The following is a 14,545-nucleotide window of genomic DNA, read 5'->3' as shown; positions in this document are numbered from 1 at the left end:
TTTACAATGTCGGATCGGCCGCGCATGGGCTGCCCGGCCCGCGCCGATTCACGCCCCTCGCGGTCCCACTCTCACGCATCCGACTGGCTGTATGGTCACTGAAACGTCTTCATCGGAATCCCTCGCCGTCGCTGAACGCGTGCGCGAACTCATGGGCCGTCACGGCATCGGAAAGCGTCAGCAGACAGCGGAGCTGTGCCGCATTCTCGACCTGAGCTTCTCGCAGGGCCACCGGAAACTGCGCGGGAACAGTCCGTGGACGCTCGCGCAGATTCGCCGCGTCGCCGATGCCTTCGACGAACCCGCGCTCAAGCTCTTCGATTCGATCAACACGCGCCCCGACGAAACCGAAGGCACCGCGCACGACGCCGTGCTCAAGCTCGGTTCGGTGGAAATTCCCTGCATGGCGTGGGTCGGCAACGCGCTCGATGCGGGCAGCCGTCCGGATTTCATCGCGCGGAAACTCAACAATCGCTGGATCGTCACCAAGCACGAAGGCGTGCTGCTGCACGAAGCCAGCGACGTCCACAAGATCGAAATCCAGCCGCGCCGGCCGGATACCGACAAACCCATCATCGCCGTGGTCGACGACGATCACGCCTCGGCCGACAATCTGCACGACTATCTCGAAGCCACCGGATTCGCGGCGATGGCCTTCTACGGCCTCGACGCGTTCCTCGAAGCGCTGCAGACGCAAGTGTTCGATGCCGTCGTGATCGACTGGCTGTTCGGCGTGCATACGTCGGCGGATGCGATCCGCGCGGTGCGCGAGTCGGACAATCCGGACGCGCCGGTTTTCGTGCTGACGGGCGAGCTCACCACGGGCAAGGCGAGCGAATCGGAAATCAGCCAGGTCATCCGCGACTACAACGCGACGTGTTTCGAGAAGCCCGCGAGGCTCGGCATTCTCGTCGCCGATCTCTCCAAGCGGCTGATGCGCAATTAGCTGACGCGCCGGCGCACCGTCACCGCGCGATGCACCGCGCCCTTCAGCACCTCGTAGCGCACCGGCTTCAGCAGATAGTCGAAGAACAGCACGGCCGCGCTCGGATCCACCAGTTCGGGCGCGTACGCGCTCACCGCGATGATCGGCACGCTCGCGCCCGGCGCACTGCGCGCACGATACTCGTTCGCGAACGAATAGCCGTCCTTGCCCGGCATATGCAGGTCCGCGAGGATCACGTCGGCGTCGTTCGCGCGCAGCCACGCGAGCGCGCTGTCGACATCCGGCAGCGCGACCGCGTAATAGCCGAGATGCGTGAGCATTTCGATCAGAGAATCGCGGATCGACTCGTGGTCGTCGATCACGAGCACGCGCGACTTGCGCAACTCGGGCGCATCGGCTTCCGGCTCACGCCGGGGCACATGACGCGCCGCGACCGCCGGCAGGCTCACGCGAAACGCCGCGCCCTGCCCGACTTCGCTCGAAACCTCGATCTTCCCGCCGAGCAGCTCGACAAGTCCGCGCACGACCGCGAGGCCCATTCCCGCGCCGTCGAAGCGCCGCGTGCTCGATGAATCGAGCTGCGTGAATTCCTGGAAGATGAGCGGCAACTGCTCGCGGGAAATGCCCGGCCCCGTATCGATCACGGAGATGTCGAGGCGCTTCTCCGTGCGCGCGAAATGCACGTCGATGGAACCCGCTTCGGTGTACTTGATCGCGTTGGTCACGAGATTCGTCACGATCTGCCGCACCCGATGCGGATCGGATTCGATCGGGCCGCGCTCGCCCGCATAATCGCCGCGCAACGCCAGGCCCTTCGCGCTCGCGGCGGGTGTGTTCGCATCGACGATGGATTCGAGCAATTCGACCGGATCGAACACGGCCATGCGCAGTTCGAGCTTGCCCGCGCCGAGACGCGCGTAATCGGTCAGATCGCGCATCTGCGCTTCGAGATGACGCGCGCCCGCTTCCAGACGCTGCATGATCTTGCGGTCGGCGTCGCCGCGCGCGTTCAGCCCGAGCAATTCGACCGACGAGACGATCGCATGCAGCGGCGTGCGCAGCTCGTGGCTGATCATGCCGAGGAACGTGTCTTTCGCGACGCCCGCCTCGCGCGCCGCGCGCGTCGCCTGATGCTCCGCCGCCAGCGCCGCGCGCTGCTGTTCGATAAGGCGCGTGCGCCGATAGCCGTTCAAGAGCAGCAGGATCGTCGCCGCCGCCGAGAGCAGGCCGAGCAGCACGCCGCCGTAAATCAGATAGCGGCGCTTCGCCTCGAAATCGCGCACGATCGCCTCGCGCTCCGCGACATCCATCAGCCGACGCCCGCCCGCCAGTTCCGCGACGACGGGCGCGTTCTGCCGCAATACGCCGATCACGCGCAGGGTGCGCTGGTGCTCGCTCTGCAATCCGTCGATATCGCCTTGAATGGAATCGAGCGCCGTTTGCAACTGACGCAGAATCTCGCGCTGCCGGTTCAGCAGCGCCTGATGATCGTCCGACACCCCCACCGATTCCGACACCTGCCTGAGCCGCGCCCGCAGCAGCCGATAGCTCGCGCGCACGCCCCCCGCGTCCTCGTCGATGCCATTGCGATACAGCAGAACGTGATTTTCGAAGCGCGCGTACGCGATCTGAAACTGCGCCGCGTCCCAGTACACGTCGTAAGGCAGAACGAGCCGATGCGTCTCGCGCGCGACCAGACCCGAATACAGCATGTAGCCGACCGCGCCGATCGGCGGCGCGACCGCGAGCGCGATCAGCGCCGCATACCAGAGCCGGCGAAACCAGGGTCGCGCGGCGTGTGCGCGCAACGGGGATTCGGTGCGGATGACGGCCATCCGCTATTGCAAGGCTTCGATCGCCCGGGCCGCGCGCTCGGACGCGACGACGATCAGCTTCATCGTCGCCCGCGTCGCGCCGACGAAGATCTTGCGCGCGGCCTGCTCGTCGAGCGCGTCGAAATCGACTTCGGTGAGAATCACGCAGGGCGCCGATTGCCCCTTGAAGCGATAGATCGATTCGAGCAGCACGTCGCCCTCGCGATACTCCGGGTTGCCGAACAGATCGTACGTTCCGGTGAAGGCGCGCAGCCGATGCGGGCCGAGGTGATCGACGGCAGTGAGCGCCGAACCCTCGCGGCCCCGGAACGACAGCACCGCGATGTCCTGCTTGCGAAAGCCGAGCGACAACGCGTGCGTGATCGCGCGCTTGGTCGCCTCGATGATTTCCTCGGGATGCCCGTCGGCGTAGGTCGAAACGCTCACGTCGGAGCCGTCGAAGGGACTGCCCGCATCGAGCCGCACATCTGGCCCGACGACCTTGCGGATGAAACCGAGCAGATCGCGCGGGCTGCGATAGTTCGTCGTTTCGCGCAGGATCGTCCAGCCCGGCAGCGGCACCGGCTCGCGCAAATAAAGGTTCTGCATCGGATCTTCGAGCCACCACCACGCGCCTTCAGGATTCAGCAGACGTTCGAGCGCCTCGACCCACGCCGCCTGAAAATCCTGGCCTTCATCGACGATGAGCACATCTGTCTTCCATTGCTCGGGCACGGGCACGGCGGCGAAGCGATCTTCGAGCGTCGCGAAGACATTCGGCTGACTGAAGTCCGGCGGACTGCCCGCATCGCGCGCGACGGCCGCGCTCAACTGATGGTAATTCGCGATCTTCGCCTCTTTCGGTGCGATCGCACGAATATGGTCGGCGAGCGGCCGGTTGAAGCACACGTAGAGCACGCTCTTGCCCTGCGCGAGCGCGTCGCGCATCACGCGCACGGCGAGTTGCGTCTTGCCCGCGCCCGCGGTCGCGATCACGCGCAGACGGAACGGTTCGAATTCGAGCCGCCGCGCCCACGTCGCGAGCCCGCCCGACAGACGCGTGACGAGCGTGTTCGCCACACCGACGAGCGCGTTGGTATCGGGCGTGAGCGAAAGTTCGTCGGCGAGAAAATGATGGATGCGCGCCGCCGATTCGAAGCGCGGCTCGTCCGGCGGCAGGATTTCGAGCACGACGCGCGCAAGCTGCGACTTGCGGCTCGCATCGACGATGCGCGCCGGCGACACGCCCGCGATCGCCGTGTTCTTGACGGTGTAATCGGGGCAGTAAAGCAGTTCCTCGATCCGGTACGTGCCCGCGCCGAACGCCGCCGTGAACCGCCGATGCAGGTTCTCCAGCGTGCGCGCGAGCTGAATGGCGACGTTGCGCTCTTTCTGCAAATAGACCTTGACGAGACCTTGCCCCGTCTCGCGCAGAAAACCGGCCTTCTGCTCGATCATCAGCACGCGGCCGGACGGCGCGACGACTACGAAATCCGCTTCGCCGAAGACCGAAAATCCTTCGTTGACGCGAGTCCAGTGCACGCCGTGATAGACCGTGTAGTCGTCGGGCAGCTTTTCGAGGCGCGCGAGCGTTTCGAGTTCGCGCGCCGCCGCGCCGGTCGCTTCGAGGTTCTTCCAGTCGTCGGGAACGATTCGGGCCATGCGTCGCCTTTGGGCTGAGTGATTGCGTCCGAGTCATTGTACGCAACGCGCTTACGGTTCCCGCAATAGGCCGGATGGCTAGCTTGCGTAATCGTATCGGCCGCCTTTTTCGAGCGCGCGCTGATATGCCGGACGCGCGTGAATGCGTTCGAGAAAGGCGCGGATATGCGGCATCGACTTCGCGCCCGCGCGGGCGCTGCCGGCTTCGAGGGGAAAGCTCATTTGAACGTCGGCGGCGGTGAACGAATCGCCGGCGAACCACGGCGACTTTGCCAGTTCGGCATCGATATAGCCGAAATGCAGACGCAGTTGCGGATCGATGAAACTGCTCTGCATCGTCTGCGCGATGCGCCTTGCGATCGGCTTAGCGAAGAACGGCATTTTCGCGCTCTCCAGCCGCCGCGCGACGAGCTTGAGCAGGAGCGGCGGCATCGCGGAGCCTTCGGCGTAATGCATCCAGTAGTTGTAGCGCACGCGTTCGGGCGTCGTGCCGGACGGCGGCGCGAAACGGCCTTCGCCGTACCGTTCGACGAGATATTCGATGACCGCGCCCGACTCGGCGAGCGTGAGGCCATCGACGGTCACGACGGGCGATTTGCCGAGCGGATGCACCGCGCGCAACTCGGCCGGCGCGAGCATCGTGCGCGGGTCGCGCTGATAGCGCTTCAGCTCGTATTCGACGCCGAGTTCTTCGAGCATCCACAGCACGCGCTGCGAGCGGGAATTGTTGAGATGATGAACGGTCAGCATGCCTGGACTCTTCTTCATATTCGACGATGCCGCTCGCGGTACGCCACTTGCATCCAGCGAACTGATGCGCGGCCGGGCGTCGAAAGCATACGGCCCTTCGATGAAGGCCGCGCAACGATTTCTAACACACAACGAAAAAGGAGAAGTCGATGACGCTGATCATTTATCTCGTAGGCTGGCTGATTTTCATTGGCGGCGTGTCGTGGGCGCTCGTGGCGATGCACGTCTCGCAGCACACGATCATGATCGTGGCCGTCATCATGCTGGGCATCGCCGTCATCACGGGCGCGACGCGGGCGCGCAACCGCGACCGGTCCTAGGCGTTCCGGGCCGCCGTCGATGGCGGCCCGCGCGACTCACATCACATCACATCACCACACGGGCCCGAGCCGCGTCCTGGATCAGCGTGACGAGTTCGTCGGGATGCACCGGCTTCGTCATGAAATGCTGAAAGCCTTCGCCGATGCTGCGTAATCGGTATTCCTCGCCGCCGTGCCCCGTTAGCGCGATCGCCACGGACGGCGGCAGATTTCCGCGTATTTCGTGATCCCGCAAACGTTGGACGAGGTAGAAACCGTCCATCTCGGGAAGGTCGAGATCGCAGATCACCGCATCCGGAAGATGCTCGATCGCCGCTTGCGCGCCGTCTTCGGCGTCGGCTACGGCGATGACTTCGGCACCCTCTTCTTCCAGCAACGTCTGCAGCGACGCTCTGCTCTCGGGATCGTCTTCGATGAGGACGATCCGCATATGCCCCAGTCTTGCCACTTCGTTCATGATGTTCTTTTCTACTGCCAAAAACGGAATTCTCGCGTCGGTCTCCAGCTCTTTCCGCCGCGCGCGCGGTAGCGCGCACTGATTGACACGAGAACGCGGCGGGAATTCCGAACGCACCGTTTTTTATGCCGCGCGTACGCCGGTGCGGAACGCCTCGCGGTTTGTGACTGCGCCGACGCGAAAAATCGCCCGGTTGCAGCGTGCCTAAAGGAGCAAAAACCGGACCGGTTTGCATCTTTCGCCGCAAGCGCCGCGTCGCGCGGGCCTCCCGGCCGATCCGCCTCGCCCAAACGCTCGTCACACGCGCACGATCGTGTAATTCCGGCATCGGCCGTGCCCTGTTTTCCCATCAGACGTTTGTCTCGCGGATGGAATCGGGGCGCGAGGCGCTCGACGTGCCCGCCTGCAGCAGCGCGCGATATTCGCTCGGCGTGAGGCCGACCGTCGCCTTGAACTGGCGCGTGAAGGCGCTGTGATCGGTGTACCCGCACAGCGCGGCAACATCGGTGACTTTCTCCTGCGAGACGAGGAGCGCAGTGGCCGCGTCGAGCCGCGTTTTCAACAGCACCTGGCGCGGCGTCAGATGAAAGACCTTGTGAAAGTAGCGCTCCAGTTGCGCGATGGACATGTTCGCCATCTGCGCGAGCTGCCGCATGTTGAGCGGCTGCACGTAATTTTCCTGAATGTGCTGCACGACCGCCGCGAGCCGGCTGTACGCGGGATGCGTGCCTTCGGCCGCTTGCAGATCCCGCGAAATGCCCGCGAGCCCGACGATATGTCCCTGCGTATCGTGCAGCGGCTGCTTGCACGTCATGCACCAGCCGGGCTCGCGCCCCGGATACAGATGCAGTTCGAGCTGATCGATCAACTGATGTCCCTGCGCGATGATCGCCTGATCCTGCGCCGTGTAGATGCGCCCGAAGCGACGCGGGAATACGTCCTCGGCGGTCTTGCCCAGCAGCGCGGATTTGTCGTCCTTGTGACCGCAGCGGCGCGCGAGCGTGCGATTGACCATCGCGTAGCGCGCCTCGCGATCCTTCACGAAGAACACGATGTCGGGCATCGCGTCGAAAACCGGCGCGAGCAGCGCGAAATGCGCGAGCATGTCGGCGAGCGTCGATGCCGGAGGTGGTGCGATCGTCATGCGTGCGGGTGTCGGTTGCGCTCGGTGGATGCTGGCGACCGATTATAGGAGCGCCAATACGCGGACAAAATTGGCGCTGGCCCCACTAGAAATGACGCGTTTCGGTCAGTTCGCCCGCAGCGATCAGCGTGTCGATGCAAACCGGCGCGAACGGTGGACGCGCCACCGCGCGCGGCCATCCGAACAGGAGCGACGCCGCCTCGCCGCAGATGCGCCCCTGACACGGCCCCATGCCGCAACGCGTCTGCAATTTGGCATCGCGCCAGCTCGCGTGCGCGGCGACTTCGCCGATTGAAACATCCTCGCAGCGGCACAGCAACGTGTCCGGCGATGGCATCGCGCGGGCGTCGGCGCCGAGTTCGAACGTACGTGCGACGCGTCGCGCGAAGGCACGCCAGCGATCGCGTTCGCGCACCAAACGCGCATCGATGGCGACGCCGAGCGCCGCCTGCGCCGCGATCGCGCCTTCGACGCGCGCGAGTTCCATCCCGCCGATGCCCGCGCATTCGCCCGCCGCGAATACGTCTCGCTGAGAGGTTCGCTGGGCGCCGTCGACGTGGATCGCGCCGTCGCGTTCGTCCGTCGAGCAGCCGAGTGCAAGCGCGAGCGTCGTGTTCGGCACGAGTCCGAAACCGCACGCGATGCGATCCGCTTCGAGCGTTTCATCGCGCCCGCGCGTGCGGATCGTGACCGCCTCCACGCGCGCGCTTCCATGCGCCTTCACGACGACGCTGCCCGTGCGGTAACACGCGACGCCGAGCGCGACGGCCTGCGCCAGCTTTCCCGGCGTCAGCGCCAGCGACGCGACGAATCGTGCGACCCGCGCGAACGGCGCCTGTTCGACGACCGCGACGACGCGCGCACCGTGACGACGCGCGGTATCGGCGGCGGCGAGCAACAGCGGCCCGCTGCCCGCCACGACGATGCGCTCGCCACGCACCGGCATGCCGCCTTTGACGAGCGCCTGCAAGCCGCCTGCACCGGTCACGCCGGGCAAGGTCCAGCCGTCGAAAGGAAGCAGCCGCTCGCGCGCGCCGGTCGCGAGGATGAGCTTCGAATACGCGAGCACGAGCGGCGCGCCGTCGCGTTCGAGCAGCAGCCGTTTGTCGCCGGGCGCTGCCGCGACCTTCGTCGAGTTCATCACGATCAGCTTCGCGTGCGAGCGCGTTTCGTCGAGCCATTGGCGCAATGGCGCGGCGGGCGCTTGCGTCGGACCTTGCCGCCAGATCTGGCCGCCAGCGCGCGGATTGTCGTCGATGAGCGTGACGCGCCCGCCCGCTCGCGCCGCCATTCGCGCCGCGCTCAAGCCCGCCGGTCCCGCGCCGACGATCGCGATGTCCACTCGTTCGATGTTCATCGCGTCGTCTCGATCGACAGGCCGTCGCGGCAAAGCGTCTGACAGCCGAGCACATGCGCGCGGCCATCGACCGTCACGCGGCATTCGTGACACACGCCCATGCCGCACAGCGCGGCGCGCGGCTCGCCGGTGACAGAGCGCCGCGTGCCACGAATGCCCCGCATCGCGATCGCGGCCGCGACGGTCGCGAACGCGGGCACGTCGAGCGATTCGCCGTCGATGATGACGCGCACGCGCTCAGCCATCGGCGTGCTCCGGCGCGAATCGTTGCGGGGAGAAAGCGTTCGTGTCGGGCATATCGAATGCAAGCGGCTCGCCGAGCATCTGCGCGACGAGGAGTTTCGCGGTGCCGAGCGACGTCGTCACGCCGAGCCCTTCGTGACCCGCCGCGAGCCACAGCCGGTCGCCGGGGAAACGCGCCGGTCCGATCAGCGGCAAGCCGTCGGGCGTGGCGGCGCGAAAACCGGTCCACGCGCGAATCGCATCGAGCCCGCCGATTCCCGGCAGATAGCGCGTCGCGCGCGCGAGCATCATCGCGAGCACGTTCATTTCGACGGCGGGATCGAGCGTGCCGAATTGACGCGACGACCCGATCAGCACTTGCCCGGTCGGACGCGGCTGCGCATTGAACGCGACCGACGTGCCGCGCGCGTGATGCGCGCTCTTGATATAGCCGAGCTCCAGCACCTGATGACGAACCGTGCCCGGATAACGATCGGTGATGAGCAGATGCCCCTTCTTCGTTTCGAGCGGCAGGCCCGCGATCAGATCCGGCGCGGCGAGCCCGTTGGCGACGACCACGTGCGCAGCCGTTCGTCGTTCACCATTCGCGAGCGTGACGCGCGCGTGCGCGCCGGCGGCGTCGACGGAATGCACCGCGCAGCCGGTCGATACGCGAATGCGCGTCGAACTCGCCAGCAGCCATTGCGCGGCGGCGGGCGCGTAGACGATCGCGTCGTCGTCGATGAGCAGGCCGCCTTGCATCGCGTGGCTCACCGACGGCTCGGATTCGCGCAGCGCGGCGCGGTCGACCATATGCGCGCGCACGCCCGCCGCGGCGAATGCGTCGCGCATCGCGCGCGCGGCGTCGAGTTCCTCGTCGTCTTCCGCGATCCAGAGCGTGCCGCAGCGCGAGAACGCATCGCGCTCGCGCAGTTGCGGGCCGAGCGCGAGCCACAGTTCGCGCGAAGCCCGCGCCAGCGCGAATTCGGCGGGCGAATCGTTCATCACGACGATATGGCCCATGCCCGCCGCCGTCGCGCCGCCGCCGATGCCGCCCGCGTCGAGCACATCGACCGTCATGCCGCGCGCGGCAAGCTCGGCTGCGCACGCCGCCCCGACAATCCCGCCGCCGACGACGATCACGTCCGCCGTCATATGCCTTTGATGAACGGATCGCGCGCGTCGAACACGAGCCGTCCTTCGCACATGACGTGCGCGTAACCGGTGATCGTCGGGATCAGCGCGTCGCCGTCGAGCGCGTAACTGCCCTCGAACACGCTGCCGATGATGCTCTCCTGGCGCCAGATGTCGCCCGGCGCGAGCGCGTCGTCCGCCGCGAGGCACGCGAGCTTGGCGCTCGTTCCGGTGCCGCACGGCGAACGGTCGTAGGCGCTGCCCGGACACAGCACGAAATTGCGGCTGTCGACGCCGGCGACGGGCGAATCCGCGAACAGTTCGATATGGTCGATGAACGCGCCGTCCGCGCCGGTGATGCCCTGCGCATGCAAGGCATCGCGGATCGCCTCGGTGAACGCGGTCAGCTCGGCGATGCGCGCGGGCACCAGTTCGCGACCGTGATCCGCGACGAGAAAGAACCAGTTGCCGCCCCACGCGACGTCGCCGGTGAGCGTGCCGTGGCCGGGCACATCGACCGATACCGCCCGCCGATGCCGATACGCCGGCACGTTGCGCACGCTGACGCTGCCGTTCTCGTGCAGCGTCGCATCGACGGGCCCGACGGGCGTATCGATCCGATGCCGCCCCGGCGCGATCCTGCCCGCATGGGCGAGCGACGCGACGAGCCCGATCGTGCCGTGCCCGCACATGCCGAGATAGCCGACGTTGTTGAAGAAGATGACGCCCGCCGCGGCTGCGGGATCGTCGGGTTCGCAGAGCAACGCGCCGACCATCACGTCCGAGCCGCGTGGCTCCGTGACGATGGCGCGGCGCCAGTCATCGAAGCGCGTGCGAAACGCGTCGAGCCGTTGCACGAGTGTGCCGTTGCCCAGATCGGGGCCGCCCGCGATCACGAGGCGCGTCGGTTCGCCGCCCGTATGCGAGTCGATGATGTCGATGGTTTTCATGCCGCTATCGTAGAAACGCGTACGCCGGGCGTCTTGACGCGGCTGGACGGTTTGGATGACGAAATCGGCATAATCGAAGGTCGTCCGGAGGGGCCTTTCGCGCTGCGAAACGGTTATGCCGAAATCGGCACGCGGCGCGCGCGAATCACGCAAGACGCCTGATTTTTCGGTGCTTACACTGCGTACCGTCCAATCAATTTCGGAGAGCCGCCGTGACGCATATCTGGGAAGGCGTGATGCCCGCCGTGACCACCAAGTTCAACGCCGATTTCAGCATAGACCGTGCGTGGACCGCGAAGAACATCGACGCGCAGATCGAAGCGGGCGTGGACGGCATCATCGTGTGCGGCTCGCTCGGCGAAGCATCGACGTTATCGCTGGACGAAAAGCTCGACGTGCTCGACATCGCCGTGGACGCCGCACGCGGCCGCGTGCCGGTGCTCCTGACGATCGCCGAGAACAGCACGCTCGACGGCTGCCGCCAGGCCGAGCGCGCCGCGCGCCACGGTGCGGCGGGCTATATGGTGCTGCCGGGTTTGCGTTATCTGTCCGACCGGCGCGAGACGCTCAATCATTTCCGCATGGTCGCCGATGCCAGTCCGCTGCCGCTGATGGTCTACAACAATCCGCTCGCTTATGGCGTCGATGTCACGCCGAAGATGTTCGCCGAACTTGCCGAAGACAAGAAGTTCGCGGCGATCAAGGAATCGAGCGGCGACGTGCGCCGCATCACCGATCTCATCAACGAAACGGGCGACCGCTATGCGATCTTTTGCGGCGTCGACAATCTCGCGATGGAAGCGATGCTGATGGGCGCGCACGGCTGGGTCGCGGGTCTCGTGTGCGCGTTCCCGCGCGAAACGGTCGCGATCAGCAAGCTGATTCGCGCGGGGCGTGTCGAGGAAGCGCGCGCGATCTATCGCTGGTTCGCGCCGCTGCTCGCGCTCGACGTGTCGCACAAGCTCGTGCAGAACATCAAGCTCGCCGAGGCGATCGTCGGTCTGGGCACGGAGCCGGTGCGTCCGCCGCGCCTGCCGCTCGCCGGCGATGAGCGCAAGGAAGTCGAAACGCTGATTCGCCGGAGCATCGAGACGCGCCCCGCATTGCCGGCGCTTTAAGACGCGCGCGAAATGAAAAATGCCGCCGGTTTGTCAACCGGCGGCATTTGCTTTTTGATCGGCTTCAGGCCGCGATCTGCGCAGGCGCGGGATCGGTGAGACCGCCATCCGAATCCGCGCCTTCATCGTAGAGATGCAGCAGACGGTAACCGCTCTTGTACACCGGCTGCAGGCGGAAGTTGTTGACCGGCTCGATTTCCAGCGCGAGACGCAGGCGCGAAACGTGGCTGTCGATCGTGCGGGTCGTTTCGCGGAACTCGCGTCCCCAGACCATCGCGAAAATATGATCGCGCGACAGCACGCGGCCGATGTTCGAGAAGAAAAGCTGCGCGAGACGGAATTGCGTGCCGCTCAACTGCACCGGCTTGCCGCGCACGGTGACGGTTTGCTGGCGTGCGTCGAAACGATACGGCCCGACTTCGAGGCATGCGCTCGACGTCGCGGGATACGCGCGGCGCAAGAGCGCTTCGACGCGCGCGCCGAACTCGCCCGGGCGGATCGGATACACGACGAAATCGTCCGCGCCGGCGGTGAGCGCGCAGACGACGTTGTGTTCGGCGCCGTCCGGCGTCGCGAACATGACCGGCACGCGTTCGCCGAAGCTCGAGCGCACGGATTTCAGCAGATCGAGGCCGCAGAGGCCCGTGGAATTCCAGTCGAGAATCAGCAGATCGACCGTGGAGCGGGACAGCGCCTTCGACAGCACGAGGCCATCGCCGAAAGTCACGCAAGTGTGGCCGAGTCGTTTGACGACATCGCTGATGAGATTTCGATAACTGGGGTCGGTTTGCAAAACGGCGACGCGCATAGTGTCTTACCTGATGAGTCCAAGGGACATGAAGCGGAGGCCGTTTTGCGGCGCCCGCCGGGCGTCTCGTCGCGGGATGAGACGGGGATTTACAAGCTGCGAATTCTGGGCAGCGATGCGACCCTTTCCCATCGGACTCATCCGAATTGTCAACGCATGTGACTGCGTAGCGCCCGGAACGGGCGGCGTCTGATGCGCGCAACCATCTCGAAATTAGAACGGCTTTTCGCTTTTGCGCGCGCTTTCATCCTGTAACATGCCGTGTTTGGCTCAAAAGTTCCCGCTTCCGCCGTTTTACCGAGACGTCGCGTAGCAAGCTGCGCCGCGACTGTCCGTCGCATCGCGCAGCGCGGATGACGGGCAGCGGCTTTCGAATCCGCGCCCGCTGGCTTCCGGCCCGGATCGTTCGCGTTCCGCGCCCGGGCCTTCGCTTCGCGTCCACCCGGCGCGTTTAGTCACTCCCGCAGGGCAAAGCCTCGTTCTACCGCGCGTCATGCGTGGCTTTTCCACTTACGGGTTCTTTTCCGATGCAGGCAACACCTCTGTCCGACGCCCCGCGCGCGGCCAGCCGTGCGCTCACGCGCGGCGATTACAAGACGCTCACGCTCGCCGCGCTCGGCGGCGCGCTCGAGTTCTACGACTTCATCATCTTCGTGTTCTTCGCGCCGGTCATCGGCCAATTGTTCTTTCCGCCGTCGATTCCTGACTGGCTGCGTCAATTGCAGACTTTCGGCATCTTCGCGGCGGGTTATCTCGCGCGCCCGCTCGGCGGGATCATCATGGCGCACTTCGGCGATCTGCTCGGACGCAAGCGCATGTTCACGCTTTCCGTGCTGCTGATGTCCGTGCCGACGCTCCTGATGGGCCTCCTGCCCACGTACGCGTCGATCGGCCTGATGGCGCCCGTCCTGCTGCTCGTGTTCCGCGTGATGCAGGGCGCGGCGGTCGGCGGCGAAGTGCCGGGCGCGTGGGTGTTCGTGTCGGAGCATGTGCCGGGGCGTCATATCGGCTATGCGTGCGGCACGCTCACGGCCGGCCTGACGGCGGGCATTCTGCTCGGCTCGCTGATCGCCACGGGCATCAACAAGGCGTTCGCGCCGGCCGAAGTCGCCGATTTCGCGTGGCGCCTGCCGTTCCTGCTCGGCGGCATCTTCGGTCTGTGCTCGGTGTATCTGCGTCGCTGGCTGCATGAAACGCCGGTGTTCGCCGAGTTGCAGAAGCGCAAGTCGCTCGCCGCGGAACTTCCGCTCAAGGCCGTGCTGCGCGATCACGGCCGCGCCGTCATCGTGTCGATGCTGCTGACGTGGATGCTTTCCGCCGCGATCGTCGTCGTGATCCTGATGACGCCGACGCTGCTGCAGAAGCAGTTCCACATCGCGCCGGCGACGGTGCTCGTCGCGAACTGCGCGGCGACGCTGTGTCTCACGATCGGCTGCGTGCTGGCGGGCGCGATCGCGGGCCGCATCGGCGCGGGCAAGACGATCTTCGTCGGCGGCGTGGCGCTCGCCGTCACGTACTGGATGATGTTCCAGCAGGTCGCGGCCGATGCCTCCGCGCTTTTGCCGTGGTACGCGCTCGCGGGCTTTTTCGTCGGCGTGATCGGCGCGATTCCGTTCGTGATGGTCAAGTCGTTCCCCGCGGCCGTGCGTTTCTCCGGCATCTCGTTTTCGTACAACGTCGCGTATGCGGTGTTCGGCGGACTCACGCCGATCGTCGTCTCGCTGATGATGAAATCGAGCCCGATGGCGCCCGCGATCTACGTCGGCGCACTGTGCGCGGTCGGCGCGCTGACGACGTTGTTCATCAAGCAGGCGCGCTGATCCGGCGTTAGCGTTCCACACGCGAAGTGGCGCACCGTTCACG

The 14,545-nt window shown here is 66.0% G+C and carries 14 protein-coding genes; 4 read left to right on the top strand and 10 right to left on the bottom strand.

Going from position 1 to position 14,545, the window contains the following annotated elements; genetic code table 11:
* The first annotated feature begins 91 nt into the window (after positions 1–91).
* A complete protein-coding gene (locus NCS67_RS15900; RefSeq protein WP_250435680.1) occupies positions 92–946 on the top strand; it encodes a helix-turn-helix domain-containing protein in 855 nt (284 codons plus the stop codon).
* On the opposite strand, the gene NCS67_RS15895 is transcribed toward NCS67_RS15900, so the two are convergent.
* The 3 genes from NCS67_RS15895 to NCS67_RS15885 all read right to left on the bottom strand — a co-directional run bounded on the left by NCS67_RS15895 (position 943) and on the right by NCS67_RS15885 (position 5,172).
* On the bottom strand, positions 943–2,781 hold the full coding sequence (locus NCS67_RS15895; protein WP_250435678.1) for an ATP-binding response regulator: 1,839 nt from the start codon (positions 2,779–2,781) through the stop codon (positions 943–945). The two genes, NCS67_RS15900 and NCS67_RS15895, sit on opposite strands and share 4 nt — an antisense overlap.
* 3 nt (positions 2,782–2,784) lie before the next feature.
* A complete protein-coding gene (locus tag NCS67_RS15890) occupies positions 2,785–4,422 on the bottom strand; it encodes an ATP-binding domain-containing protein (RefSeq protein ID WP_250435676.1) in 1,638 nt (545 codons plus the stop codon).
* Positions 4,423–4,500: 78 nt separating this feature from the next.
* Complete coding sequence (locus NCS67_RS15885) at positions 4,501–5,172, bottom strand: glutathione S-transferase family protein (RefSeq protein WP_250435675.1); 672 nt, start codon at positions 5,170–5,172, stop codon at positions 4,501–4,503.
* 149 nt (positions 5,173–5,321) lie between these two features.
* Between NCS67_RS15885 and NCS67_RS15880 the strand changes: the two genes are divergently transcribed.
* Positions 5,322–5,492: a hypothetical protein gene (locus tag NCS67_RS15880; protein ID WP_008353559.1), complete on the top strand. Its 171-nt coding sequence runs from the start codon at positions 5,322–5,324 to the stop codon at positions 5,490–5,492.
* 46 nt (positions 5,493–5,538) lie between these two features.
* Here NCS67_RS15880 and NCS67_RS15875 read toward each other — a convergent pair whose 3' ends face one another.
* The 6 genes from NCS67_RS15875 to NCS67_RS15850 form a co-directional block, all read right to left on the bottom strand.
* A complete protein-coding gene (locus NCS67_RS15875) occupies positions 5,539–5,949 on the bottom strand; it encodes a response regulator (protein WP_051079069.1) in 411 nt (136 codons plus the stop codon).
* Positions 5,950–6,298: 349 nt separating this feature from the next.
* Positions 6,299–7,093 (bottom strand): AraC family transcriptional regulator, encoded by a 795-nt coding sequence (locus tag NCS67_RS15870; RefSeq protein ID WP_008353561.1) that lies wholly within the window; start codon positions 7,091–7,093, stop codon positions 6,299–6,301.
* Between the two features lie 85 nt (positions 7,094–7,178).
* Positions 7,179–8,450: an NAD(P)/FAD-dependent oxidoreductase gene (locus tag NCS67_RS15865; protein ID WP_250435674.1), complete on the bottom strand. Its 1,272-nt coding sequence runs from the start codon at positions 8,448–8,450 to the stop codon at positions 7,179–7,181.
* Positions 8,447–8,695 (bottom strand): 2Fe-2S iron-sulfur cluster-binding protein, encoded by a 249-nt coding sequence (locus tag NCS67_RS15860; RefSeq protein ID WP_008353563.1) that lies wholly within the window; start codon positions 8,693–8,695, stop codon positions 8,447–8,449. Before NCS67_RS15860 ends, NCS67_RS15865 begins: the two co-directional genes overlap by 4 nt.
* Positions 8,688–9,827, bottom strand: coding sequence for an NAD(P)/FAD-dependent oxidoreductase (locus NCS67_RS15855; protein WP_250435673.1), 1,140 nt, complete (start codon positions 9,825–9,827; stop codon positions 8,688–8,690). The genes NCS67_RS15860 and NCS67_RS15855 overlap by 8 nt, the downstream gene beginning before the upstream one ends.
* Positions 9,824–10,756, bottom strand: coding sequence for a 4-hydroxyproline epimerase (locus tag NCS67_RS15850; protein WP_250435672.1), 933 nt, complete (start codon positions 10,754–10,756; stop codon positions 9,824–9,826). The genes NCS67_RS15855 and NCS67_RS15850 overlap by 4 nt, the downstream gene beginning before the upstream one ends.
* A gap of 212 nt (positions 10,757–10,968) precedes the next feature.
* On the opposite strand from NCS67_RS15850, the gene NCS67_RS15845 reads away from it, so the two are divergent.
* On the top strand, positions 10,969–11,874 hold the full coding sequence (locus NCS67_RS15845; RefSeq protein WP_008353567.1) for a dihydrodipicolinate synthase family protein: 906 nt from the start codon (positions 10,969–10,971) through the stop codon (positions 11,872–11,874).
* 64 nt (positions 11,875–11,938) lie between these two features.
* Here the strand turns inward: NCS67_RS15845 and NCS67_RS15840 are convergent, their stop codons facing one another.
* Positions 11,939–12,682 carry a response regulator transcription factor gene (locus NCS67_RS15840; RefSeq protein WP_008353569.1) on the bottom strand — a complete coding sequence of 248 codons (744 nt, stop codon included), beginning with the start codon at positions 12,680–12,682 and terminating at the stop codon, positions 11,939–11,941.
* Between the two features lie 527 nt (positions 12,683–13,209).
* Between NCS67_RS15840 and NCS67_RS15835 the strand changes: the two genes are divergently transcribed.
* Complete coding sequence (locus tag NCS67_RS15835; RefSeq protein WP_250435671.1) at positions 13,210–14,502, top strand: MFS transporter; 1,293 nt, start codon at positions 13,210–13,212, stop codon at positions 14,500–14,502.
* The last annotated feature ends 43 nt before the right edge of the window (positions 14,503–14,545 follow it).

The sequence above is a fragment of the Caballeronia sp. ATUFL_F2_KS9A genome (assembly GCF_023630765.1).
GTDB lineage: Bacteria > Pseudomonadota > Gammaproteobacteria > Burkholderiales > Burkholderiaceae > Caballeronia > Caballeronia zhejiangensis.
This window is presented reverse-complemented; position numbering and strand designations above follow the sequence as displayed.